The organism is Streptomyces sp. NPDC047841 (assembly GCF_040704085.1).
In the GTDB taxonomy this organism is placed as follows: domain Bacteria; phylum Actinomycetota; class Actinomycetes; order Streptomycetales; family Streptomycetaceae; genus Streptomyces; species Streptomyces argyrophylli.
In genome coordinates, this window is record NZ_JBEYRP010000020.1 from 60,415 (window position 1) to 84,416 (window position 24,002).

Annotated in this window: 20 protein-coding genes and 2 pseudogenes; 13 read left to right on the forward strand and 9 right to left on the reverse strand. The window is 74.7% G+C overall.

From position 1 onward, the window contains the following. Positions 1 to 30: 30 nt before the first annotated feature. Positions 31 to 3,873 (forward strand): kelch repeat-containing protein, encoded by a 3,843-nt coding sequence (locus tag AB0947_RS30425; protein ID WP_366753562.1) that lies wholly within the window; start codon positions 31 to 33, stop codon positions 3,871 to 3,873. A 100-nt stretch (positions 3,874 to 3,973) separates the two neighbouring features. Here AB0947_RS30425 and AB0947_RS30430 read toward each other — a convergent pair whose 3' ends face one another. After that, positions 3,974 to 4,540 carry a universal stress protein gene (locus AB0947_RS30430; RefSeq protein ID WP_366753563.1) on the reverse strand — a complete coding sequence of 189 codons (567 nt, stop codon included), beginning with the start codon at positions 4,538 to 4,540 and terminating at the stop codon, positions 3,974 to 3,976. 309 nt (positions 4,541 to 4,849) lie between these two features. On the opposite strand from AB0947_RS30430, the gene AB0947_RS30435 reads away from it, so the two are divergent. The 3 genes and pseudogenes from AB0947_RS30435 (at position 4,850) to AB0947_RS30445 (ending at position 7,188) form a co-directional block, all read left to right on the forward strand. Further along, entirely contained in the window at positions 4,850 to 5,200 is a 351-nt protein-coding gene (locus tag AB0947_RS30435; protein WP_366753564.1) for an SAV_915 family protein, read from the forward strand. 13 nt (positions 5,201 to 5,213) lie between these two features. Further along, the gene (gene lysA, locus AB0947_RS30440) at positions 5,214 to 6,548 is read left to right on the forward strand and encodes a diaminopimelate decarboxylase (protein ID WP_366753565.1); all 1,335 of its coding nucleotides are present in this window, start codon (positions 5,214 to 5,216) and stop codon (positions 6,546 to 6,548) included. 33 nt (positions 6,549 to 6,581) lie between these two features. Next, positions 6,582 to 7,188 (forward strand): annotated as a pseudogene (locus tag AB0947_RS30445) (hypothetical protein). Positions 7,189 to 7,250: 62 nt separating this feature from the next. Here AB0947_RS30445 and rox read toward each other — a convergent pair. Next, a complete protein-coding gene (rox, locus tag AB0947_RS30450) occupies positions 7,251 to 8,687 on the reverse strand; it encodes a rifampin monooxygenase (protein ID WP_366753566.1) in 1,437 nt (478 codons plus the stop codon). A 211-nt stretch (positions 8,688 to 8,898) separates the two neighbouring features. On the opposite strand from rox, the gene AB0947_RS30455 reads away from it, so the two are divergent. Then, positions 8,899 to 9,138, forward strand: a complete 240-nt coding sequence (locus AB0947_RS30455) for a hypothetical protein (RefSeq protein WP_366753567.1) — start codon at positions 8,899 to 8,901, stop codon at positions 9,136 to 9,138. Beyond that, positions 9,138 to 9,515 (forward strand): fic family toxin-antitoxin system, toxin component, encoded by a 378-nt coding sequence (locus tag AB0947_RS30460; RefSeq protein ID WP_366753568.1) that lies wholly within the window; start codon positions 9,138 to 9,140, stop codon positions 9,513 to 9,515. Before AB0947_RS30455 ends, AB0947_RS30460 begins: the two co-directional genes overlap by 1 nt. A gap of 22 nt (positions 9,516 to 9,537) precedes the next feature. On the opposite strand, the gene crcB is transcribed toward AB0947_RS30460, so the two are convergent. Genes crcB through AB0947_RS30475 form a run of 3 tightly spaced genes read right to left on the reverse strand, consistent with a single transcriptional unit; the run spans position 9,538 to position 10,747 of the window. Next, entirely contained in the window at positions 9,538 to 9,912 is a 375-nt protein-coding gene (gene crcB / locus AB0947_RS30465; RefSeq protein WP_366753569.1) for a fluoride efflux transporter CrcB, read from the reverse strand. Then, positions 9,909 to 10,265 (reverse strand): DUF190 domain-containing protein, encoded by a 357-nt coding sequence (locus AB0947_RS30470; RefSeq protein ID WP_366753570.1) that lies wholly within the window; start codon positions 10,263 to 10,265, stop codon positions 9,909 to 9,911. The genes crcB and AB0947_RS30470 overlap by 4 nt, the downstream gene beginning before the upstream one ends. Next, positions 10,262 to 10,747 carry a CrcB family protein gene (locus AB0947_RS30475; protein WP_366753571.1) on the reverse strand — a complete coding sequence of 162 codons (486 nt, stop codon included), beginning with the start codon at positions 10,745 to 10,747 and terminating at the stop codon, positions 10,262 to 10,264. Before AB0947_RS30475 ends, AB0947_RS30470 begins: the two co-directional genes overlap by 4 nt. Positions 10,748 to 11,187: 440 nt before the next feature. Between AB0947_RS30475 and AB0947_RS30480 the strand changes: the two genes are divergently transcribed. Further along, positions 11,188 to 11,769 carry a TetR/AcrR family transcriptional regulator gene (locus AB0947_RS30480; RefSeq protein WP_366753639.1) on the forward strand — a complete coding sequence of 194 codons (582 nt, stop codon included), beginning with the start codon at positions 11,188 to 11,190 and terminating at the stop codon, positions 11,767 to 11,769. Positions 11,770 to 11,877: 108 nt separating this feature from the next. Next, entirely contained in the window at positions 11,878 to 12,831 is a 954-nt protein-coding gene (locus AB0947_RS30485; protein WP_366753572.1) for a LysR family transcriptional regulator, read from the forward strand. 58 nt (positions 12,832 to 12,889) lie between these two features. Here the strand turns inward: AB0947_RS30485 and AB0947_RS30490 are convergent, their stop codons facing one another. Continuing rightward, positions 12,890 to 13,354 (reverse strand): MarR family transcriptional regulator, encoded by a 465-nt coding sequence (locus tag AB0947_RS30490; protein WP_366753573.1) that lies wholly within the window; start codon positions 13,352 to 13,354, stop codon positions 12,890 to 12,892. A gap of 56 nt (positions 13,355 to 13,410) precedes the next feature. On the opposite strand from AB0947_RS30490, the gene AB0947_RS30495 reads away from it, so the two are divergent. Both AB0947_RS30495 and AB0947_RS30500 read left to right on the forward strand, forming a co-directional pair. Next, the gene (locus tag AB0947_RS30495; RefSeq protein WP_366753574.1) at positions 13,411 to 14,298 is read left to right on the forward strand and encodes an SDR family NAD(P)-dependent oxidoreductase; all 888 of its coding nucleotides are present in this window, start codon (positions 13,411 to 13,413) and stop codon (positions 14,296 to 14,298) included. A 115-nt stretch (positions 14,299 to 14,413) separates the two neighbouring features. Continuing rightward, positions 14,414 to 14,635, forward strand: a complete 222-nt coding sequence (locus tag AB0947_RS30500; RefSeq protein ID WP_225809492.1) for a hypothetical protein — start codon at positions 14,414 to 14,416, stop codon at positions 14,633 to 14,635. A 400-nt stretch (positions 14,636 to 15,035) separates the two neighbouring features. Here the strand turns inward: AB0947_RS30500 and AB0947_RS30505 are convergent, their stop codons facing one another. Together AB0947_RS30505 and AB0947_RS30510 are read right to left on the reverse strand one after the other, a co-directional pair. Further along, complete coding sequence (locus tag AB0947_RS30505) at positions 15,036 to 17,315, reverse strand: hypothetical protein (RefSeq protein ID WP_366753575.1); 2,280 nt, start codon at positions 17,313 to 17,315, stop codon at positions 15,036 to 15,038. Positions 17,316 to 17,480: 165 nt separating this feature from the next. Beyond that, positions 17,481 to 18,410: a LysR family transcriptional regulator gene (locus AB0947_RS30510; RefSeq protein ID WP_366753576.1), complete on the reverse strand. Its 930-nt coding sequence runs from the start codon at positions 18,408 to 18,410 to the stop codon at positions 17,481 to 17,483. Between the two features lie 72 nt (positions 18,411 to 18,482). Between AB0947_RS30510 and AB0947_RS30515 the strand changes: the two are divergent. Together AB0947_RS30515 and AB0947_RS30520 are read left to right on the forward strand one after the other, a co-directional pair. Then, positions 18,483 to 18,845: pseudogene (locus AB0947_RS30515) on the forward strand (RidA family protein); the annotation flags it as partial. Between the two features lie 39 nt (positions 18,846 to 18,884). Then, the gene (locus AB0947_RS30520; protein WP_366753640.1) at positions 18,885 to 19,247 is read left to right on the forward strand and encodes an antibiotic biosynthesis monooxygenase; all 363 of its coding nucleotides are present in this window, start codon (positions 18,885 to 18,887) and stop codon (positions 19,245 to 19,247) included. 51 nt (positions 19,248 to 19,298) lie between these two features. Here the strand turns inward: AB0947_RS30520 and AB0947_RS30525 are convergent, their stop codons facing one another. Continuing rightward, positions 19,299 to 21,365: a SpoIIE family protein phosphatase gene (locus AB0947_RS30525; RefSeq protein WP_366753577.1), complete on the reverse strand. Its 2,067-nt coding sequence runs from the start codon at positions 21,363 to 21,365 to the stop codon at positions 19,299 to 19,301. 178 nt (positions 21,366 to 21,543) lie between these two features. On the opposite strand from AB0947_RS30525, the gene AB0947_RS30530 reads away from it, so the two are divergent. Next, positions 21,544 to 23,994, forward strand: coding sequence for a SpoIIE family protein phosphatase (locus tag AB0947_RS30530; protein WP_366753578.1), 2,451 nt, complete (start codon positions 21,544 to 21,546; stop codon positions 23,992 to 23,994). Positions 23,995 to 24,002 lie beyond the last annotated feature (8 nt).

Below are 24,002 nucleotides of genomic sequence, written 5' to 3' on the forward strand. Positions count from 1 at the left end.
CCAACCGCCGCCCATGCCACAGGAGTTGAGTTGCCCATACCCTTGCTCACGCCACGGGGCACCGCGCCCCGCCGGCGCAGACGCCTGACCGCCCGCGCCGCCGCGCTGGCCACCGCCCTGCTGACGGTCCTCGCCGCCCCGGCCCCCGCCCGCGCGGAGACCGCGAACCGGTCCGCGGCGCCCGCCACGCAGACCGCACGGGACCGCACCGTGGCACCCGCCACGCAGACCGCACGGGACCACGTGCGACCGCTCTGCGGCGCGCCCAGGCCGCACGAGTTCACCTGCTTCGGTCTGCTGCGCACCGATCTGACGAGTCGTCAGAAACGGCGCGGGGCCGATGCCGGCCCCCAGGGCTACGGACCGGCCGACCTGCGCGGTGCCTACGGCCTCCCCGCGGACGGCGGCGCCGGCGCCACCGTCGCCGTGGTCGACGCCTTCGACAACCCGAACGCCGAGGCCGACCTCGCCGTCTACCGCGCCCAGTACGGGCTGCCGCCCTGCACCACCGCCAACGGCTGCTTCACCAAGACCGACCAGCGCGGCGGCACCCGCCGCCCCGACCCCGACCCCGGCTGGGCGACCGAGATCTCCCTCGACCTCGACATGGTCTCCGCGGTGGCGCCCAAGGCCCGGATCCTGCTGGTCGAGGCGGACAGCGCCACGATCGAGGACCTGGGCGCGGCCGTGGACCAGGCGGTCGCGCTCGGCGCGAAGTACGTCTCCAACTCCTACGGCTCCAACTACACCTTCTTCCCGGAGGACCCGGCGGAGTCGGCGGCCGACGTCCACTACGACCACCCGGGCGTGGCCGTCGTCGCCTCCTCCGGCGACTACGGGTACGGCGTGGCGTACCCGGCGGCCTCCCCGCACGTCACCGCGGTCGGCGGCACCACGCTCACCAGGGACCCGGACACCGCGCGCGGCTGGACGGAGTCGGTGTGGGACCACGACGGCGGTGGAACGGGCTCCGGCTGCTCCCGGTACGAGCCCAAGCCGGCGTTCCAGCGGGACACCGGCTGCCCCGGACGTACCGTCGCCGACGTCTCCGCGGTGGCCGACCCGGACACCGGCGTCGCCGTGTACGACAGCTACGGCGACACCGGCGGCTGGGGTGTGGCCGGCGGCACCAGCGCCTCGGCGCCGATCATCGCCGGCGTGTACGCGAACGCGGGCGCCCCGGCGGCGGGTTCCCGGCCCGCCGTCTACCCGTACGCCGCCGGCGGCCGGGGACTGCACGACGTGACCTCGGGAGCCAACGGGCACTGCGCACCGGCCTACCTGTGCACCGCGGGTCCGGGCTACGACGGCCCCACGGGCCTCGGCACCCCCGACGGCCCGACGGCCTTCACCATGGGCCCGCACGGCACCCTGACCGGCACGGTCACTGACGCGGGCTCGGGCGCGGGCGTCGCGGCGGCCGAGGTGACGGCCGGCCCGTACAGCACGGCCACCGACGCCCGCGGCCGCTACACCCTGCCGCTGCCCGCCGGTGACCACGACGTCCGGGTGACGGCCTACGGATACGCGCCGGGCACCCTGCCGGGCGTCCGCCTCACCGACGGCGGCACCGCGAGCGGGGACCTCGGCCTGCGCAAGCTCGCCACCCACCGGATCTCCGGCACCGTCACCGACGGCTCGGGGCACGGCTGGCCACTGCACGCGAGGATCACGGTCGCCGGGGTGCCGGGCGCCCCGGTGTGGTCCGACCCGGTCACCGGCGCCTACCGCCTCGACCTCCCCGAGGACCACACGTACACCCTGCGCGTGGTCGGCGACGACAGCTCCTACCAGTCGCTGGAACGCCGGGTGACGGTCGGCACCGAGGACCTCACCGTGGGCCTGGCCCTGCCCGTGGACACCTGGGCCGAGGACGACCCGGCGTACACCGTGAAGGCGGACACCGTCGGCGGCGAGACGTTCGACGGCACCTCCGGGCCGCCCGCCGGCTGGAGCGTGACCGGCGCGCCTGGCTGGACGTTCGACGACCCCGGCGGCCGGGGCAACACCACCGGCGGTTCCGGCGGCTTCGCCGTCGCCGACGCCGACCACGCCGGGAGCCCCCTGGACACCTCACTGACCAGCCCCGCCTACGACTTCGGCCGCGCCGGGGACCCGGCGCTGGGCTTCGACACCGACTACGAGGGCTCCGCCGAGCAGCAGGGCGAGGTGCAGGTCAGCTCCGACGACGGCCGGACCTGGACCACGGTGTGGCACCAGGACCAGCTGTGGACGAGCGGCCGGGTGGAGATCCCGCTCACCGCCTACGCCGGCGAGCGCGCGGTACGGGTGCGGTTCCACTTCACCGGGCCCGGCCTGTTCTGGGCGGTGGACGACGTCACGGTCACCGAACGGGTCGCCACGCCCGTGCCCGGCGGCGTCCTCACCGGGACCGTCACCGACGCCAACACCGGGAAGGGGCTGATCGGAGCCGTCGTGCACACCGGCCCGGCGGACGGGTCGGCCGCGCCGACGGTCGCCACGACCGGTGACCCGCGCCTCGGCGACGGCGCCTACCGGCTGTTCGTGCCCGGCTCCGGCCGGCCCACCACGGCGACGGCGGCCAAACCGTCGTACACCACGGCCACCCGCACCGTCCAGGTACCCGCCGACCGCGTCACCGCGGCCTCGTTCGTCCTCAAGGCGGGCCGGCTGACGGTCCGTCCGGGGCGGATCGACGCCACCTCCCGACGGGCCACCGTGGTGCGGAAGGTGACGGTACGGAACACCGGCACCGCGCCGATCCGGCTCCGCGTCGGCGAGCGCACCGGCACCGCCCCGGGCTCCCCGGCCCCGGGCACCGCCTGGCACGCGCTGCCCGGCCTGCCCGTCCCCGTGATGGACAACGCGGTCGGCACCTACCGGGGCAGGCTCTACTCCGCCCTCGGCTCCGACGGCCGGGAACCCACCGCCGACCTGTACGTGTACGACCCCGCCGGCCGCGCCTGGAAGCAGGGCCCGGCCGCGCCCGAGCCACGGCAGGCCACCGCGCACGGGTTCGTCGGGAGCCGCCTGTACACCGTGGGCGGCTGGGGCCCCCAGGAGACCGTCAGCCGGACCACCCAGGTCTTCGACGCGGACACCGGCCGCTGGTCGAAGGGCCCGGACATCCCCGAGGGGCACTACGGCGCGGCGGGCGCCGTGCCCGACGGGCGGCTCTACGTCGTCGGCGGCTGCACGAACACCGACTGCTCGGACTCCGTGTACGCCTACGACCCGGGCGCGCGGTCCTGGTCCCGGGCCGCCGCCTACCCGCAGACCATCAGCTGGGCCAACTGCGGTGCCGTGGACGGCAGGCTGTACTGCGCGGGCGGCGTCCACGAGTACGTGGAGACCGGCGCCGGCTACGTCTACGACCCGGCCTCGGACAGCTGGCAGCCCATCGCCGCCATGCCGGCCGGCCTGGCCACCGGCGCGTACGCCACCGCCAACGGGCGGCTCCTCGTCTCCGGCGGGTTCAAGCGGGTCGGCCCCAACCGGGTGCTGACCGCGGAGGGCTACGCCTACGACCCCGGGACGGACGCCTGGCAGCGGCTGCCGGACGCCCCGGCCGCCGTCTACCGGGGCGGCGGCGCACCCGGCCTGTACCGGGTGGGCGGCAGCGGCGAACCCCGGTTCCCCGTCCCCGTGTCCACCGTCGACGTCCTGCCCGGATACGACCGTACCGAGACGGACGTCCCCTGGCTGACCGGCAACCCGCACCGCCTGACGCTCCGGCCTGGGCGGACCGCGACGTTCACGGTGACCCTCGACCCGCGCCGGCTGACCCGGCCCGGCGACTGGACGGCGTCCCTGACCCTGGCCACCGACGGCCCGTACTGGGTGCCGGACATCCCGGTCCGGCTGCGCGTACCGCCCCGAACGGCCTCGTAGCCACACGACGGCGGGCACGCGTACGGCCCTCGTCCCCGGGACGTGTCCGGGGGCGGGGGCCGTCCGTCTCGCGCGGCGCGGGCGCCGTCCGCACGGGGAGTCAGTCGTCGGGGCGCGCCGTCTCGAACTCCCTCTCCACACGGCCGGTGTCCAGCCGCAGCCGCAGGGCGTTCCGGCGGTGCGCGGTCGTCAGCGCCCGCTGGAGCGGGGACGGCGGCACCGCGAGGACGGGACAGGCGGCACGGGCGAGGCAGTAGCGGCCGACCGACGGCCACAGCGCGCGGTGCAGGCGGCCGCGCGCCCCGGCGCCGACCACGAGGACGTCGTCCGGGCGGTCGGCGGTCCGCACCAGCGCCGGCCCCGGGGCTCCCCGGGCGACGAGCGCCTGTCCGGGCACTCCCGTGTGCGTACCGCCGAACACGTCGCACAGTGCCCTGAGCAGCCTTTCCCGCGCCAGCAGTTCCCACTGCGGGAGCATGACGGCCGCGGCCGGGGACCTGCGCGCGAAGAGATCTCCGGCGGGCGGCTCCCAGGCCAGCACGGGCCACAGCTCCGCCCCCCGGCGCTGGGCCTCGTCTGCGGCCCGGCGGAGGGCTGTCAGACTGCCCGGCGAACCGCTCACTCCCACCACGACGCGAGCTGCCGAGGGTGTGCGGGACCCGGGCATCGCTCTCACCTCCTGGACGACGGCGGGGTCTCCCGGACGGCGACCCCGCGCAACCGCTGCCAGCACACCTCCCCGCGAGGGCCACGAACAGCCCGTCCAGCACTTCCTGATGCGCCTCTGACACCACCTGCCGCGCCCTCCCGCCAGGGGTGTCAGCAACCCGTCAAGGTCGCCCGGACCACCGTCAGCGTCCCGTCAGGACCCGCCGCGCCCGCCGGAGACCGGGCATACCGTCGGCGACGAGCCCCGGCCGCCTCCCCGCGGCCGGGGCGTCCCAGCCACCACTTCCTGTCTCCCGGGAGGCCCCCCATGACAGAACTCCGCCACGGCGACGACGACGCCGAACCCTCCGATCCGTCCCCGGCCGGACCCCTGTACGTCCCGGTCCGGCCGGGTCCCTCCGGTTGTGCGGCCCGGCTCTTCCGCACCCCGCTCGGCGACCGCACCGCCGTGGGCTTCACCTCCGCGAGCCGGCTGACCGCCACCCTCGGCGCCGGCCAGGCGTGGATCCGGCTCGCCGAGCCCGCGCTGCGCGCGCTGACCGCGCCGCTCGGCGTCACCACCGTCACGGTGGACCCACGGCTCACCGCCCCGGCCCCCGGCCGGGCCGGGACCACGACGCCGGAACCGGCGCCGGCTCCGGCAGTACGGATCGGCTGAGAGGGAGCACCCCATGACCACCGTTCACGATCCCGGCGCCCTGACCACGCCGGCCGACCTGTCGGTGTGGCCCGCCTCGGCCACCGAGCCCCGCCCGGGCGACCTCCACGTGGGCGGCGTACCGCTCGCCGAGGTCGCCGACCGCTTCGGCACCCCCGTCTACGTCCTGGACGAGGCCGAGGTCCGCGACCGCTGCCGTACCTACCGGGACGCCTTCCCCGACGCCGACGTCCTGTACGCGGCCAAGGCGTTCCTCTGCCGGGCGATGGCCCACTGGGTGGCCGAGGAGGGCCTCGGCCTGGACGTCTGCTCGGCCGGTGAGCTCGAACTCGCCGTCACCACGGGCTTCCCGCCCGAGCGGATCGTGCTGCACGGCAACGCCAAGTCCCCGCGCGAGCTGGACACCGCCCTGCGTCTGGGCGTCGGCCGCATCGTCATCGACAGTCCCGCCGAGATCGCCCGGCTGGCCGCCGCCGTCGGCCCGGACGGCCACCAGAAGATCATGGTCCGGGTCGTGCCCGGCATCAGCGCGGGTGGCCACGAGAAGATCCGCACCGGCACCGGCGACCAGAAGTTCGGCCTGTCGATCGCCGACGGCTACGCCCAGCACGCCATCGCCCGCATCCTCGACCAGCCGCAGCTCGAACTCACCGGTCTGCACTGCCACGTGGGCTCGCAGATCACCAGCGTCAAGCCGTACCTCGTCGCCGTACGCCGCCTGGTCGGTCTGATGACCCGCCTGCGCGACCAGCACGGCCTGATCCTGCCCGAACTGGACCTCGGCGGCGGCCACGGCATCGCCTACCGCCCCGGTGAGGAGGCCCTGGACCTCACGGCGCTGGCCCGCAGGGTCCGCGCGGAACTCGCCGGTGCCTGCGCGACGGCCGGCCTCCCCGTGCCCCGGCTGCTCATCGAGCCGGGCCGGGCGATCGCCGGACCCGCCGGCGTCGCCGTCTACCGCGTCCTGGCGGTGAAGCGCACGGGCGAGACGGTGTTCGTGGCCGTGGACGGCGGTATGAGCGACAACCCGCGCCCTGCCCTGTACGGCGTCTCGTACGCGCCCCGGCTGATCGGCCGGGGCGGCACCGCGGCCCCGGCCCGGGTGACCGTGGTGGGCCGGCACTGCGAGGCGGGCGACGTCCTGGCCGCCGGCGTGGAACTCCCCGCGGACATCCGTCCCGGCGACCTGCTCGCCGTACCCGTGGCCGGTGCCTACCAGCTGTCCATGGCCTCCGGCTACAACCTGGTGGGCCGCCCGCCCGTGGTCGCCGTGCGCGCCGGTCTCGCCCGCCTGCTGGTCCGCCGCGAGTCCCTGGCGGACATCCGCAGCCGCGACGTGGGCCTGTAAGGAGGCCGGCCTTGCCGTATCGGCGACAGCGGTATGACCGACGTCCCCACCCGGTACCTGGGCGAACCGGCGGTCTCCGCCCGGGGACTCGGGGTCACACTTCCACGGCGCCGGGCACCACGGGGAACTGATCGGGCGGGCCATCGCCGGGCGGCGCGACGAGGCGGTGCCGGCGACCAAGTCCGGCTTCGCCAAGGGCCTGGGCGAGCCCACCCCGCTCCGCGGCGACACCGCCTGCCTGCGCCGGGCCGGGGTCGACCACATCGACCTCTGCTGCCGGCACCGGATCGGGGCGACTGCCGGGGCCATGACCGAGCCGGTGCGGGCCGGCGAGGTGCGGTACCTGGGGCTGTCCGAGGCCGCCGCGGGGACCATCCGGGCGCAGGGGGTCCACCCGGTCTCCGGAGCCGCGGCGGCTCGGCCTCCGCCGGGCAGCCGGCCCCGGCCCGGTTGCGGCACCGGGGCGACGACGTGGTGCCGGTCCCCGGCACCCGGCGGCAGCGGTATCTGGAGGAGAACCTCGCGGCGCTGGACCTCCGGCTGTCCGCCGAGGACGTCGCCGCGATCGAGGCCGCGGCCCCCCGGGCACGTCGCGGGCAGCCGCTACGACGCCACCAGCCTCACCTTCGTCAACCGCTGACGCCGGGGGAGGATCGGGCGCAGCCGGGAGGCGCCGTACGCGCCGGGACCGCGCCCGCCCGCTCACTCCACGGCGGCCCCGAACCACCGGGTCAGGTGCTCGCGCAGGTCCCGCTGGTCCTGGCCGGCCCAGGCGACATGGCCGTCCGGCCGCAGCAGTACCGCGGGCACCTCCAGCTCCTCGCTGACGTCGCAGACATGGTCGACCCGGTCCGCCCAGCCCGCCGCCGAGAGCCGGCCGGTCTGGTCGAGCAGCAGGCCGCGGCCGCCGTGCAGCAGCCCGTAGAGGCGGCCCCGCTTCAGTGGGACGTCCCGCAGGCGCCGGCCGAGCAGGTCGTGCCCCTCCCCGAGGTCGTAACGGACGTCGACGGCGGTGATGATGCCGGTGACGTACCGGTTCACCTCCTCGAAGTCCATCAGCCGGCCGAACAGTTCGCGCAGCGCGGTCGCGCCCGGATCGGTTCCCAGCAGCGTCATCTGCGCACGGGTGTTGTCCAGTACGGCGGCGCCCACCGGGTGCCGTTCGGCGTGGTAGCTGTCCAGCAGGTCCTCCGGCGCCCAGCCGGCCACCTCGGCGGCCAGCTTCCAGCCGAGGTTGAACGCGTCCTGGACACCGAGGTTGAGCCCCTGGCCGCCGGTCGGCGGGTGGATGTGCGCCGCGTCGCCGGCCAGCAGCACCCGGCCGGCCCGGTAGCGCTCGGCCTGCCGGGTGGCGTCACCGAAGCGCGACAGCCAACGCGGGGAGTGCGCCCCGAAGTCGGTGCCCGCGACCGCCCGCAACCGCGCCGTGAACTCCTCCAAGGTCGGCGCGGTGGTACGGTCCTCGGCCACCCCGTCGGCGGGGACGCCGATGCGGTACACCCCCTTGTTCCCGTCGACGTCGGGAATGGCGCCGAACCGGAGCTGGGTCTTGCGGACCTCCGCGACGACGGCGGCGATCGTCGCCGGATCCTCGGTCACCTCCATGTCGCCCAGCAGCGTCTCGACCTTGGACGGCTCCCCGGGGAAGCCGACGCCGAGCAGCTTGCGCACCGTACTGCGGCCGCCGTCGCACCCGACGAGGTACCGCGAGCGCAGCCGTGTGCCGTCGGCCAGTCCGGCCGTCACCCCGTCCGCGTCCTGGCTCAGCCCGACCAGCTCCCGGCCGCGCCGGATCTCGGCACCGGTCTCCAGGGCGCGCTCGTTCAGCAGCCGCTCGGTGGCCTGCTGCGAGATGGCGAGGCCGTACGGATGAGCCGTGTCCAGCCGCTCCGGCCACGGCTTCATGACACCGCCGAAGAGCCCGCCGACGCGGAACTTCTCACCGGCCGCCAGGAACCGTTCGAGCAGCCCGCGCTGGTCCATGATCTCCACGCTGCGCGCGTGCAGACCGCGCCCGCGGGACTGCTCGGACGGCTCGGCCAGCTTCTCCAGCACCACCACGTGTACGCCGTGCAGCCGCAGTTCGCAGGCCAGCATCAAGCCGGTCGGTCCGCCGCCGACCACGAGCACGTCGATCATTCAAGGCCCCCCGTTTCCGCAGGTTCTGGTCGAGGCCGGAGATTGTGCAACGCCACGGGGGCCTTGCCGCAAGGCCCCCTGTGCGCTATATGTTGAGAGTGGCAAGGAGTGGGTGGGTGACCTCCTTGCCTTTGTCATGTGTGCGGTACCCCCGGCCCCCACCCCTCCGGAAAAGCGCCCCCAGCCTGGTAACAGCTGTTACCTTCGGGGTATGGCGAAGACACAGCTGGGCGCGCGCGTCGACGAGGAGATCGCGGAACTGGCCCGGTCCCGGGCCCGGGACCGTGGAATGAGCGTCGGCGACTACATCGCCTCCCTCGTACGGGACGACACCGGCGGTCTGCGGGAGCGCGGCATGGACGCCGCCCGCCGCTTCCTCGACGAGCACCAGGCCGTCTTCGACGCGGCCGAGGACGCGGACCGGGGCACCCCGGGCGCGCACGCCGCCTGATGGAGCTGTACGTCGACGTCCCCTGGATCCTGGAGGTCGCGGAGCTGGCCGGCGCACGGGACCCGGCCCCCGAGGACTACGGCGTGCCGGTGGCCGCCGTCGCCTGCCACCGAGCGGAACTGCTGGAACGGCCCGTCTACGACGGCCCCTTCGCCCGCGCCGCCGCCCTGGTGCACGTCCTGGGCCGCTGCCGCTGGCTGGAGCGCTCCAACATGGCCGTCGCCGCGGCGACGGGCGTGATGTACCTGGAAGCCTCCGGCATCCCGGTCAAGCCCACCCACGACGACGCCGTGGCCCTGCGCGACCTCCTGCGGGACCCCCTGTGCACCGCGCCGGCGATCGCCGCCCTGCTGCGCGCCTGGCCCCGTTCGAGCTGACCGCCACGCCCGCCCGTCGCGTTCAGGACCACGCCGCCTGGGCGACGGCGGTGCCGATGAACACGGCGCCGAGGCCGGTGACCACGCTGGCGATCACGTTGACGGCGGCGAAGAACCTGGCGCCGGTCTCGGCCAGCCGCAGCGTCTCGTAGGAGAAGGTCGAGTAGGTCGTGAGCGCTCCGCAGAACCCGGTGCCGATCAGCAGTTGCACCGAGTGGGAGGCGGCCCCGTAGGTGACCGCGCCGGACAGCAGCCCGAGGATCAGGCAGCCGGTCACGTTGACGAGGAAGGTGCCGAACGGCAGGCCGGTGTCGTGCCGGGCCTGTACGGCGCGGTCGGTCAGGTACCGCAGCGGCGCTCCGACCACGGCACCGGCGATGACGAGGAGCCAGTTCACTTCGCCCGCTCCTCCTTCACGCGCCCGACGTAGCGGATGACCTCGCACTCGTCGAGGACCACCAGCCCGTTCGTGACCAGGTCGTCCAGTTGGGGCAGGAAGGCGCGGACGCGGGCCGCGTCGTCCACGATGACCACCGCCACGGGCAGGTCCTCGCTGAGCGACAGCAGGCGGCTGGTGTGGATCAGGGAGGAGGCGCCGTAGCCCTCGATGCCCCTGAACGCGCTCGCTCCGGCCAGCCCGGCCTCGTGGGCGCGCTGGATGATCTCGCCGTAGAGCGGCTTGTGACGGAAGGTGTCGCCCTCGCCGACGAAGACGGTCAGGCGGAGCGCGGAGCCGTGCAGCCGGGTCATCTCGTCCTCCTCCACGCGATCAGACAGCGGGTCGCCGCCGCCGCGAGCCACACGGCCGCGAGCGCGGCGAGCGCGGTGGCGGCCAGGTAGGCCAGGCCGGTGCGGGCGTGACCGCTCCGCACCAGCTGCTGGATGTCGACGCAGTAGGTCGAGAAGGTCGTGAAGCCGCCCAGGACGCCGGTGCCGAAGAAGGGGCGTACCAGCCGGTGCGCGGCCCACACCTCCGTGATGACGACCATGAAGGCACCGATCACCGCGCAGCCGGTCGCGTTCACCGTGAGGGTGGTCCAGGGGAAGGCACCGGCGGCGGTCGGCCACAGCAGGGAGGCGCCGTAGCGGGCCACGGCCCCCAGCGCGCCGCCGGCCGCGACCACCGCGATCACCGGCGCCTGGCCGCCGGCGAGTCCGGGGCGCCGCGCGGGCGCGGACGGACCGGCGCCGGACACCGCGGGCTCCGTGATCTGATCGCGGTGAGCTCTCATGGACGCGCGTCTCCTACTCGTGCGGCCGCCCGGCGTGCGGGCGCGTGTGCTCACAAGCAGGGACTGTCGGCGGCGTCGGTGCCGCGGTTCGGGTGCGGCGAGCCCCACCGCCACGCGACCACCCGATCCGGGCTGCCGCTGGTGACCAGGTTAACCGGGGCCATGCGGGGCCGTCGCGCCGGGTGCCGCGGAGCGGCGTGGAGGGGTCAGCGGAGGGGTCAGCGCAGGGCGAGCGTCGCGCGCAGGTTGTCGGGTCCCGGCTCGCCGTGCACGACCGCGTACCGCTCGCGGGGCCGCACCGGAGCGTTGAATGGACGGCGAGGCGAAACGGACGGCATGTGCGCCCCCTCGCATAAAATGGACCCACAGGTCCAGCGTGGGGCTGAGGAGGGCACGTGGACAGGAGCGGCCGGAGCGCACCGCGGCTGACCGCCAAGGGCATGGCCACCCGGCGCCGCATCGTGGAGGGCGCGGCCGAGGAGATCCGCGAGCGGGGCGCTGCCGGGACGACACTCGACGACATCCGGTCCCGCACCGCCACCAGCAAGAGCCAGATCTTCCACTACTTCCCCGGCGGGAAGGAGGAGTTGCTGCTCGCGGTGGCCGCCCGCGAGGCCGAACGCGTCCTGGAGGACCAGGAACCGCACCTCAGCGACCTGACCACGTGGGCGGCCTGGCACGAGTGGCGCGACGCGGTCGTACGCCGGTACGAACAGCAGGGCGTCGACTGCCCGCTCGGCGTGCTGATCACCGAGCTGGGCCGCAGCACCCCGGCCGCACAGGCACTCACGGGCCAGTTGATCGACCAGTGGCAGTCGGCCCTGCGCACCGGCATCCGGCACATGCAGAGCAGCGGCGAGGTCGACCGGCGGCTGGACGCCGACCGGACGGCGGCCGCACTCGTCGCCGCCGTACAGGGCGGCGTGACCATCCTGATGTCCACCGGCGCCATCGGACACCTGGAAGCGGCGCTCGACACGACCCTGACACTGCTGCGCACCGCCGCCGCCCCCGCGACCTGACCCCTGACGGGCCAGGGCGCCGTAGCCACGAGTCCGGCGAATCCGGGCGCGGCCGGGCCCGCGACGCCGGGACGACCCGCACCACAGGCCCTAGCATCCGGACACATCATGGACTTCACGGATGTGTCACTCACCGCGCTGCGCGTCTTCCGTGCCGTCGCCGAGCGGGGGACCTTCACGGCGGCCGCCGCCTCGCTGGGCTACACCCAGTCGGCGGTGTCGCGGCAGATCGCCGCGCTCGAACGCGCCGCGGGCGCCGAGCTGCTGGAACGGCGGCGCGCCGGCGTACGGCTCACCGCGGCCGGCCGCGTCGTCATGCGCCGGGCGACGGTCGTGCTGGACGAGATCGACGCGGCCGCCAGGGAGCTGTCGGGCCTGCCCGGGCAGGCCGCGACGGTCCGCCTGGGCTGGTACCCGAGCGCCGGCGCCGTCCTGCTGCCGCGCGCCCTCACGGCACTGCGCCGCACCGACCCCGGCCTCCGGGTCGTCGGCCGCGAGGGGAGCACCCCGGCGCTGGTGCGCGCCCTGCGGGCCGGCAGCATCGACCTGGCCCTGCTCGCGTCCGCGCCGCCGTTCCGGCCGCCGGACGCCGAGTCACCCCCGCTGGTCGTGCGGACCCTCACCGAACGCGCGCTGTGCCTGGCGGTGCCCGCCGGCCATCCGCTGGCCCGCGGCGACTTCGTCGACGTGGCCGACCTGCGCGGGCAACGCTGGATCGCGGGGGCCTCCTCGGGCGAGGACCAGCTCATGGGGGTGTGGCCGGGCCTGGACGAGCGGCCGGAGATCGCCCACATCGCGCGGGACTGGCTCGCCAAGCTCCACCTCGTGGCCGCCGGCTGCGGGCTGACCACCGTGCCGGCCGCCCTCGCCGCCGCCGCGCCACCGGGTGTCCGCGTCCTCCCGGTCCGCGGCGGGCCCCAGGAACAGCGGCGCGTGCTCCTGGCGCGGCTGCCCCATCCGCCGACGGAGCCGGTCATACGTGTGGCAGCCGCCCTGCGCGCGGCGGCCCTCGAAGCGGACCCACCGCCTCCGTCGCCGCCGCCGCTCCCGTCGCCGTCCTGAGGCGGGGCGTCCCCGGACCGGTGACGTGCCGCCGACGGGGGGCGCGCGGGGCGGGAGGTCAGCGGGTGTCGCCGCGCAGGGTGGCTTCGGCGGCGTCCGTGAGGAGTTGTTCCAGGCGCGTGAGCTGACGGGCGTCGAGGGCGCCGAAGATGCGCCGGAGTATCCGGGTGCCCGCCTGCTCGCCGGCGGCGAGGGCCGCGTGGCCCTGCTCGGTCAGCGCGACGGTCTTGCGCCGGCGGTCCACGGGATCGGGGGTCCGGGTGACCAGCCGCAGGCGTTCCAGGGCTTCGACGGCCTGGGTGACGGAGCGGGGCGCCTGGCCGAGCGCCTCGGCGAGTTCGGCCTGATGGAGAGCGCCGCGCCGGGCGAGGAGCCGCAGCAGCTTGGTGCGGGCCAGGGACAGGCCGGCCGCCGCCATGTGCTGATCGACCGCTGTGCGGACCTGGTGGGCGACGCCCAGGAACCGCAGGCCCACGTCCGCGGGGTCGGGGCCGGTGGGCGGCGCTGTCTCGTGCTTGCTCATGACGTGGGGTATCGTCCCACACGTCATTGATGAGGTACCTCACGAATGGGGGAACGGTGACCCGTCCCGTTGCTGTGATCACCGGCGCGACCTCCGGGCTGGGCCGGATCGCCGCCCTGGAGCTCGCCCGCCGCGGCTACGGCCTCGGCATCGTGGCGCGCTCCCCGGACAGGGCCGGAGCGCTGCTCGCCGAGCTGGGGGAGGCGACCGGGGGCGCCGCGCACGCCGACGTCTTCCTCGCGGACCTCGGGGTCGTCGCACAGGCCCGCCGGGCGGGCCGGGAGATCGCCGCGCGGTACGCGCGGCTGGACGTACTGGTCAACAACGCGGGCCTGCACGCGTTCTCCCAGCGCGTCACGGCCGAGGGGCTGGCGGAGATGACCGCCGTCAACCACGTCGGCCCGTTCGTCCTGACCCAGGCGCTGACGGACACGCTCCTGGCCTCCGCGCCGGCGCGGATCGTGAACGTCGCCTCCGAGGCCTCCCGGCGGGCCGGGAGCATCACGCCGGCCAGGGACCTGCGGGACACCACCCCCTACACGCGGCGTGAGTCGATGGCCCGGTACGGCCGGACCAAGCTGATGACCATCATGTGGACGCGGGAACTGGCCCGGCGCCTGGACGCCACGAAGGTCACGGTGAACTGCTGCGACCCGGGCTTCAACGCCACCGGTCTCGGCCGCGACCTGCCCGGCTCCGCCGCGCTGCGGCGCGTCCTGGACGTCCTGCGGATCGGCGACCCGAGCAAGGGCGCGGGGATCATCGTCCGCCTGGCGACCGACCCGGCGTTCGCGCACACCACCGGCGGCTACTTCTCCGTACGCGACGCCGAGCCGTTGCGGTGCCCCGAGCCCGGCCGCGGCGAGGACGTCCAACGGCAACTGTGGACCGAAACGGAGTCGTTGCTCGCCGGGATGCCCTCGATCTCGCCTCGCCAGGACTGAAATCCGCAGGTCGTTGATTTCAAAACCGCAGGTCAGCGGCGTGACACCGGTATTCCTGTCTGGATCTGTGCCCACGGCCACAGCGAACGGGTGCCCCGTGGGCGCATACTGAGGCATGACCCAGCCTGCTGCACCCAAGCGTCATCTGCCCACCAGCCCCTTCAAGGCCCCCGCCGTACGGGCTCCCAAGCACTTCGCCGTCGGTGACCAGGTCACACACGACGTGTACGGCCTCGGTCGGGTGATCGGCGTCGAGGACGGAATCGCGGCGCTCGTGGACTTCGGCCCGGAGCAATTGCGGATCCTGAGCCCGTACGCCAAGATGACCAAGCTGTAGGACCGCTGTGCCCGGTCACGGCACACCAGGGCCCCTCAGGGTCCTGTGACGAAAGAGAGACCTCCCATCGAATCGACGTCGCTGTTCTCCGCCCTGGAAGGGCAACCCCGCCGCCCCGCCGCGGCATCGCCGCCGCCGGCGACGAACCCCTTCCAGGCTCCCGACTTCGGGGAGGACGAGAGCCGGCTCCCGTACGACGCGCAGGAGCCCGCCCCGGGTACGCCCGCCGCGCGACCCGAGGCGGCGTAACTCCACACACGACGGCCCCGGCCCTGCGCGACCGCGGTGCCGTCGTCACCGGCGCCGAAGCCGGCGCGGGGATGGTCGCGCCGGCCGGGCGGCGGCTCGGACCCGGTGCCGGCGTCGCCGACTCTGGAGTGGCCGCCCCGCGAGGACCGCGTCAGTCCGTGGTGGCCGGGGTGTTCGGGAGCCAGGCTGCGAAGATCTCCGGGAGCCGGTCCAGGTCCTCGGCCGTGACCGTGACGAGACGCAGGCCGTGCCGGCGGGCCAGCTCCCGCTTGCGCGTGACCTTCGCCGCGTACGCCTCCCTCGTCAGCAGACCCAGCGCCTCGACGAACGTGCCGTCCGCCAGGCGCCAGTCCGCCCGCAGACCGGTCGTGTTGAGTTCCGGGTGGCGCGGGTAGGCGGGCTCCGGCTCGTGGGCCACGCCCCAGTGGTGGAGGAAGTCGTCCACGTGCCGCTCGAACAGGGAACGGCACAGATGCCCGTCCGTCGCCCTGGTCGCCGTACCCATCGACGTACGGACCCCGTCCGTGAGAAGCCCCGCGTGCGCCAGCCACTCCGTCCAGGTGCGGGCCGGGCGCGCCGGCCGCGCGCTCAGCAGCGCGGAGGCGGGGCGCGGCACCAGGAAACGGCAGAGCATCGCCTCGTCGACCAGGCCGGGGCGCTCGAACGGGACGCTGACGCGGTCGAGTTGGGCGAGGGACGGCGGCCCGGAGAACTCGGTCCCGGCGAGCCGGCGCAGCGCGTACACGACCGCCTCCGTCCACGCGCCGTCCTCGCCGGTGTCCCGCAGCACCCCGTTCCTCGCGAGGGCACAGCAGCCGTGGCAGTAGAAGAGCCCCGGGCGCGCCGACTGGGCGGAGCGCCCGCAGAGCCGGCACGGCCCGCGCTGCGCCAGGTCCACCGGGGCCCCGAACAGCGCTTCCAGGGCGCGCCGGTAGTACGGGTTCTCCGCCGCGTCGTCGGCGAGCGGCGGCAGCGTGCTCCCGGCCGTCGCGGTGGCCGTCCCGCCGGGCCTCGCGTCGAGCCAGCGGCGGTGGGGCTCCGGCACCAGCCGCTGCACGGCGTCCGTCACCCGGCTGGAGCGGCTGACCGGGCTGACGGCGCCCGGCGCGAACGCGGCCCGGGCGTTGTGCCGTTCCACCTCCGCGGGCGGTGCGCCCCACGTCACTAGCAGCGGCCGCACTCCGTGCCGGCGCAGCAGCACCGTCAACGCCTCGGCGAGCGGCGCCGCGTACACGGTGAGCGTCCCCGAGTCCGGGTCGAACCAGCCGGCTTCGGCGAGCGCGTCCCGTGCCGACCCCGGCTGCGGGAGCCGGATCGACCACGTGCCCCGGCCCACGACCACGACCGCGTCCGGGAAGGCGCCGAGAGCGGCCAGGTCCACGGGCGCGTCCACGTCCACCCCGTGCGCGCGCAGCGCGTCGAGCGCCTCGGCGCGCAGTCGCTCGTCGACGAGGGTGAGCGGGCCGTCCGGTTCGTGGTACTGCCCGATCTCCACACCCGACTCGTCCAGGACGAGGATCCGGGTGTGGTGGAAGACGGAACGGGTGACGGCACGCAGGCCGCGCCGGCCGTGCGCCGCGTTCCGGTACGTCTCCCAGGACTCCGGGAGCGACCGTGCCCCGGCGTCCCGGCGCCGCCGCGCGCGGTCCCGCTCCGTCTCCCGCCCCCAGGACCCGCCGGCGGCCCGGTGGCTCAGGCCGGCCCGCAGCCGGATGGCGAGCCGCTCGGCCAGCGCCCGGCGCAGGCCCCGCTCGACACCGGCCGGAGTCTCCTGCCGCGCGTCCGGGGCCGTGGCGTGCTCCGCCAGGTACGCGTCCACGAGGGCGCGTACGGTCCGCCGCCCGGGCAGCAGGAGCCGTACCGGACCGACCGCGTACCCGACGGCCTTCTGCTCCGCCCACGACACCGGCTCGCGGCGGCTGGGCCGCCAGTCCGCGCCGGCCCCGCCGTGTCCGTCGCCCTGGTCGCCGTGGAAGTCGTCGCACTCCTCCTCGTCGAAACGGCTGTCGCTCTCCAGGTCGTGGAGCTCGATCCACCCGTGGCAGCCGACGGGCGTGCCGGTCTCCTCGGTGAGCCTGCGGATGCTCTCACCGGTGACGTCCAGGGCACTGCCGTAGAGGTAGCCCAGGTGCCGGTCGAGAACGGACCCGCCGTCCTCGGGCGGGGCGGCGACGGATACGGCACGCGTGTCGTAGTCGTTGTCGGGCCGGGGGACGAGACTCACGCGTACGGGTATGACGGCGTCGCACTCCGCCTCGCGCGGTGCCGGCCTGACGCTCTCCTTCCGCAGCCGGCTCAGGACGAACGCGCGCAGGGCGGGGACGCAGTCGTCGAAGACCGCGAACCCCAGGGCGTGGTCCTCGGCCGGATCGCCCGGGATCATGAGCAGACCGGCGTCGGGGTCGTACTGGATCGTGTCTCGGCTCGACATCTCCGGATTATGGCAGAGGCATATGCGTGACACCGTGGGCCGCCGTTGTCAGTGGCGGCTCCTGTCGTGGAGGCGTCGCCCGGCCCGGACGACTACCGGTACTGGCCGGAGGTCTTCCACGACGAGGCGGGAGGCGCCCTCTGACGGCAGGCGTCCCTGGCGCGTTCAGGACGGCCGGCGTCGCCGTGCAGGTCTGTCCGGCGGATCCTGGCTGATGGTCGACAGCAGGTGTGCGACCAGGGGGTTGCGGTCGCCGGCACGCCAGGCGACGGCGACTCGGGTACGGGCGGTGCCGGGTTCGATCCTGCGGAAGGCGACGCCTTCGAGGCGGATGCGCCGGATGCTCGCCGGGGCCAGGGAGACGCCCAGGCCGGTTTCCACCAGGGCGCACACGGTGTTCCACTCCACCGCGTGCTGGGCGATCCGCGGTGTGAAGCCGGCCGCCGCGCACAGGCCGACGATCTGGTCGTACAGTGTCGGGCCGGCCGTGCGGGGCAGCAGCACGAAGGGCGAGTCCGCCAGCTGGGCGAGCCGTACGGTCCGGTGCGCGGCCCGGGGATGGGCGGACGGCAGCACGGCCACGAAGGGCTCGCTGAGTACCGTACGGAAGCCGAGTTCCGTCTCGTCGGCGGGGGGTTCGCGCAGCAGACCGATGTCGATGGTCTTGTCGTGCAGGGCGGCGATCTGCGGAGCGGTGGTCATCTCGCGGATGTCCAGGTGCACGCCGGGGAACCGCTGCCGGAACGTGCGCAGCAGTCCGGGCAGGACGGTCAGGGCGAGGGAGGCGGCGAAGCCGATCCGCAGGCGGCCGGCCCGGCCGCCGCCGACGGCCCTGGCCGTGGCCAGGCCGTCCGCGAGGTCGGTCAGTGCCCGCCGGGCGGCGGGCAGCAGTGCGCGGCCGGCCGGGGTGAGCGTGACGCGCCCCGGTTCCCGGGTGAACAGCGCGTGCCCGACCTTGTCCTCCAGGCGGCGGATCTGCTGGCTCAGCGGCGGCTGGGCGATGCCCAGGCGGGCGGCCGCGTGGCCGAAGTGCAGTTCCTCGGCGAGCACGACGAAGGCGTGCAGTTGCGGGAGGGCGAGTTCGGGGCGCTCCATACGCCCAGAGATATCAGGCCATGCCTCCGGCTGTATTAGACGTGTCTGTGCTGGTCACCTAGCGTTCGGCGCATGACAGAGCGACACGCGGTCCTCAGCGGCTCGACGTTCGAGGAGCAGATCGGCTACGCCCGCGCCGTGGTCGACGGCGACTGGGTGCATGTGTCCGGGACGACCGGCTTCGACTACACCACCATGACGATCTCCGACGACGTGGTGGTGCAGGCCGAGCAGTGCCTGCGCAACATCGAGGCCGCGCTGGCCGAGGCGGGGTGCACCTTCGCCGACGTGGTGCGGGTGCGCTACCTGCTGCCCGACCGCGAGGACTTCGAGCCCTGCTGGCCGGTCCTGCGCCGCTGCTTCGGGGACGTCCGGCCGGCCGCCACGATGCTCGTGTGCGGTCTCTCCGACCCGCGGATGAAGATCGAGATGGAGGTGTACGCGCGGCGGCGCGTCCCGCCGCACGATGGTGCCATGAGCGATCACGCGGCAGCGCCCGTCATGCCCGTCGGGGCCTATGAACCCCCTTACTACGTGGCGGTCTTCACCACGGTGCGCACCCCGGACCAGAGCGGCTACAGCGAGACCAACGCGCGTATGGAGGAGCTGGTGAAGGACGTCCCCGGGTTCCTGGGGATGGACCACGCGCAGACCCCTGGCGGACTGGGCATCACCGTCGGCTACTTCCGCGACGCCGACGCCCTCACCCGGTGGCGGACCGACGTCGAGCACCGCGCGGCGCAACAGCGCGGGCGAGCCGAGTGGTACCAGAGCTACACACTGCATGTGGCGAAGGTGGAGCGGAGCCACGGGTTCACGCGAGCCGACGGGGCCTAGGCGGGCGGGGGGACCACCTGCCGCCGTGCTGTCTGCCCCCGCGTGCCGCGGCTACAGGGCCCGCGCCACGAGCAGGGCCACGTCGTCGTGGTCGTCGGGGTGCCGCAGGCCGTACAGCAGGAGGTCGCAGGTCTCCTCCAGGGGGCGCTCGGGTGCGTCGAGGAAACCGAGCAGGGCGTTCAGCCGGTCGTCGATCGGGTGCTGCCGGGTCTCGACGAGGCCGTCGGTGTAGAGCACGAGCAGGTCGCCGGGCCCCAGCTCGGCCGTGGCGGTCTCGAACCGGATGCCGCCGACACCGAGCGGGGCACCGCAGGGCAGGTCGAGCAGCCTCGCCTCCTCGCCGGGGCGGGCCAGCGCGGGCGGCATGTGTCCCGCGTTGGCCATGCGGCACTGTCGTGTGTGCGGGTCGAACACGGCGTAGAGACACGTCACGATGTAGTGCTCCAGATCGCAGGTGATCTTGTCCAGGTGCTGGAGCACCTCGCCCGGGTCCAGGTCCAGGTCCGCGTAGGCGCAGGTGGCGGTGCGCAGCCGGCCCATCGTGGCGGCGGCGTCGATGCCGTTGCCCATGACGTCCCCGACGACCAGGGCGGTCTTGTCGCCGGTGAGGGGGATGACGTCGTACCAGTCGCCGCCCACCTCGCTGGTGGCCTGCGCCGGCTGGTAGCGGGAGGCCAGGAGCAGGCCGGTGTGGTGCGGCGGGTGGTCGGGGAGCAGGCTGCGCTGGAGGGTCAGCGCGGTGTTGCGCACGCTCTGGAACCAGCGGGCGTTGTCGATGGCGACGGCGGCACGGCTCGCCAGCTCGCCGGCCAGGATGACGTCGTCCTCGTCGAACGGGGCCGGAGTGCGGGTGCGTTTGAGGTCGAGGGCGCCCAGCACCTCGCCGTGGGCGATCAGCGGCACGGCGAGGTACGAGTGGACGCCGGAGCGCGCGAGCAGCGCCGCGGCCTCGGCGTCCCGGGCGATCCGCCGCAGATCGCGTTCGCCGACGTGTCGCACCAGGACCGGCCGGCCGGTGTGCACGCACAGCGTGACCAGGCGGTCCCCGTCGTAGGAGGCGAGGTCACCGGGGTTGTCGGCCGCGCGCAGCGCCACGGTGGGGTGGGCCGCGCTCAGGGCGAGGGCGCGGAACAGCTCCGGGCCGCCCGCCGGCTCGCGCACGCGGCGGCAGGCCAGGGCGGAGTCGAGTACGTCCACGGCGACCACGTCGGCCAGTTCCCGGCTGGCGATGTCGGCCAGCTCGGCGGCGGTCTGCTCCACCTCCAGGCTGGTGCCGACGCGCGTGGAGGCGTGGGCGATCAGGGCCAGCCGGCGCCGGGCCCGGTCCGCCTCGGCGGCGGCGCGGTGCCGTTCGGTGACGTCGACGACCGACGCGGCGGCGCCGAGCACCCGCCCGCCCGGGTCCTCCAGGCGGTAGAAGGACAGCGACCAGGCGTGCTCGTGCTCGGGGTCGGAGCGGGGCCGGCCCACGTGGTACTGGTCGAGCAGCGGGGTGCCGGTGGTGAGCACCTGGCGCAGCGCGGACTCGACGGTGTCGACGTCGGTGAAGGGCAGGGTCTCCCGCAGCCCGCGGCCGAGGTGGTCCTCGGCGGGGATGCCGTCGATCCGCTCCAGCGCCGGGTTGACCAGCAGGTACCGCAGGTCGGGGTCCATGAGGGCGAGACCGATCGGGGACTGGTTGATCAGCCGCTCGCACAGGGCGAGGTCGGTCTCGACGCGCTGGAGCAGACTGTGGTCGGCGGCGAGCCCGAGGGCGTAGACGTCCCCGAGGTCGTCGAGCAGCCGCATGTTGCGGAACTCCGTCAGGCGTGTGCTGCCGTCCTTGTGCCGGATGGGGAACGCGCCGGCCCAGCTCCGGCCCGTCTCCATGACCTCCGCGAACAGCTTGACGACCCCGTGCAGGTGCTCGGGGTGGATGATCAGGCGGGCCGCCGGTCTGCCGAGCGCCTCGTGCGCGGAGTAGCCGAACAGGTCCTCGGCCTGCGGGGTCCAGAACACGATGCGCCCGTCGGTGTCCAGGACCAGCGCGGCCACGCTGAGCACGTCCAGCAGGCTGGTCCGCCGGGGCCGGTCGGCGTCGTAGGCGCCGTCGTCGGACGGGAAGGATTCGGCTGTCATCCCTGAGCCTCCTGTCCCGGCCGGCGGCGCCCGGCCCAGGCCCCGGTCCCGGCCGGACCCGGCCCCTTCCATGCTCCCCCCGCTCCTCCCCGGGGGCGACACAGCCCCGCTTCCCGCCCACGGGACCGTGCGTATCAACCGCACAAGCAGGACCATAGTCATGTAAAGGGCGGACCCTATGAATACTGCGCGAAACGGCTCCGATCCTCGCACGCCCCCCGGCGCACGCGACCCCTTCGACGCGTCCTCCGACGCCGCCGGCGTGCTGTCCGGCCGCGGCCTCGTGCTCGGCTGGACCCGGGGCGCCGAGGACCTGTTCGGCTACCCGGCGGCGGAGGTCACCGGCCGGTCCGCCGCGCGCCTGGCGGCCGTGCCGGAGGACCCCGTGCGCGTCGCCGGCATCGCCGAACGGTGCCGGGCCGGGAAGGGATGGAGCGGCCTCGTCCCCGTACGGCACCGCGACGGCCACCGGTTCGAGGTCGACCTCCGGGTGTCCGGCGTCTTCCGCATCCACGGCGACGAGTGCTTCCTGGTCTCGGCGCGCGAGCGACGGCAGCGCTGGTCCATGGGCGAGTCGGTCCTCGACGGCTTCCTGACCCGCTCGCCGGTCGGCATGGCGGTGGTGGACCGGCAGCTGCGCTACGTGTGGCTGAACGACACCCTGGAACGCCTGGGCGGCGTGCCCCGGGAACAACGGCTGGGCCGCCGGCTGAGCGAACTGCTGCCCGGGCTGCGGACCGACACCCTCGAAGGGCTGATGCGGAAGGTCCTGGAGACCGGGATCCCGGTCACCGACTACGAGTACGTGGGATGGAGCTGGTGCGACCCCCACCGCCGGCACGCCTACTCCACCTCCTTCTTCCCCCTGGTGGACGCCGACGAGTCGGTCACCGGCGTCTGCTGCATGGTGCTGGACGTCACCGAGCGGTGGAACGCCCGCCGGCTGCTGTCGCTGGTCAACGAGGCCGGCGCCAGCATCGGCCGGACGCTGGACGTGATGCGCACGGCCCAGGAACTGGCCGACTTCACCGTGCCCCGCCTCGCGGACTTCGTCGTCGTCGACCTCCTGGAGCCCGTCCTCGGCACGGCGGGACAGGGGGCGCGGCCCACCGGCGCGGGACCGGCGCCGGCGCGGCCGGTGCTGCGCCGCGCCGGGATGAGTTCGGTGCGGGAGGGCTGCCCGGAGGCCGTGGCGCGGATCGGCGACCGGGTGGACTTCCTGCCTCCGCCGCACGACCCCGGCATGCTGATCAGGGGTGAGCCCACGCTCGTCCCGGTGCTCGACCCGGCCGACGACCTGGAGCCCGACCGGGACGGCAGCGTCCGGGAGTTCGGACTGCACTCCCTCATCTCCGTGCCGATGCGGGCCCGGAACACGGTCCTCGGCCTCACCACGTTCGTCCGCTCGGTCAACCCCGTCTCGTTCCAGCCCGACGACGTCCTGGTGGCCCAGGAACTGGTGGCGCGGGCGGCGCTGTGCGTCGACAACGCCCGCCGCTACAGCCGGGAGCACATGGCGGCCGTCACGCTCCAGCGCAGTCTGCTGCCCCACGCCCTGAGCGGCGGCACCGCGCTGGAGGTCGCCTCGCACTACCTGCCCGCGGGCCCGGCGGGCGGGGTCGGCGGCGACTGGTTCGACGTGATCCCGCTGTCCGGTGCCCGCGTGGGACTCGTGGTCGGCGACGTGGTCGGTCACGGCATCACGGCGGCGGCGGGCATGGGCCGGCTGCGCACCGCCGTACAGACCCTCGCGGACCTGGAGATGCCGCCCGACGACCTGCTGGCCCATCTCGACGACCTGGTGCTCCGGCTCAGCGAGGAGGAGACCGGCGACGGGGCGGCCGACGACGGCGCGAGCGCGTTCCTCGGGGCGACCTGCCTGTACGCCGTCTACGACCCCGTCACCCGGCGGTGCACGATGGCCAGGGCCGGCCATCCGCCGCCCGTCCTCGTCACACCGGACGGACACGTCGACTTCCCCACCCCGCCCGCCGGTCCGCCGCTCGGGCTGGGCGGCATCGGATTCGAGACGGGCGAGATCGAACTGCCCCCGGACAGCCTCTTCGGCCTCTACACCGACGGCCTGATCGCGGCGGCCGACCGCGACGTGGAGGCGGGCATGGCCCGGCTGGGCGAGGCCCTGGCCCGTCCCGGCACCGACCTGGACACCCTGTGCCGGACCACCGTCCAGCGCGTCGCCCCGGGCCCCCGGTCCGACGACATCGCCCTGCTCCTGGTCCGCACGCACACGGTACGGCCCGACCAGGTGGCCTCCTGGGGCGTCCCGGCGGACCCGGCCGCCGTCGCCGACGTCCGGACCCGCGCCACCCGCCAGGTGGAGGCATGGGGCTTCGGGGACCTGGCCGTGACGACGGAGCTGATCGTCAGCGAACTGGTCACCAACGCGATCCGCTACGCGGCCCCGCCGATCCGGCTGCGCCTCCTCCGCGACGCCCGCCTGACCTGCGAGGTCTCCGACGGCAGCAGCACCGCCCCGCGGCTGCGGCACGCCCGCAGCACCGACGAGGGCGGCCGGGGGCTGTTCCTGGTGGCCCAGCTGGCCCATCGCTGGGGAGCCCGGTACACACCCGACGGAAAGATCATCTGGGCGGAACAGGAGCTCCCGTGAGCGGGCGG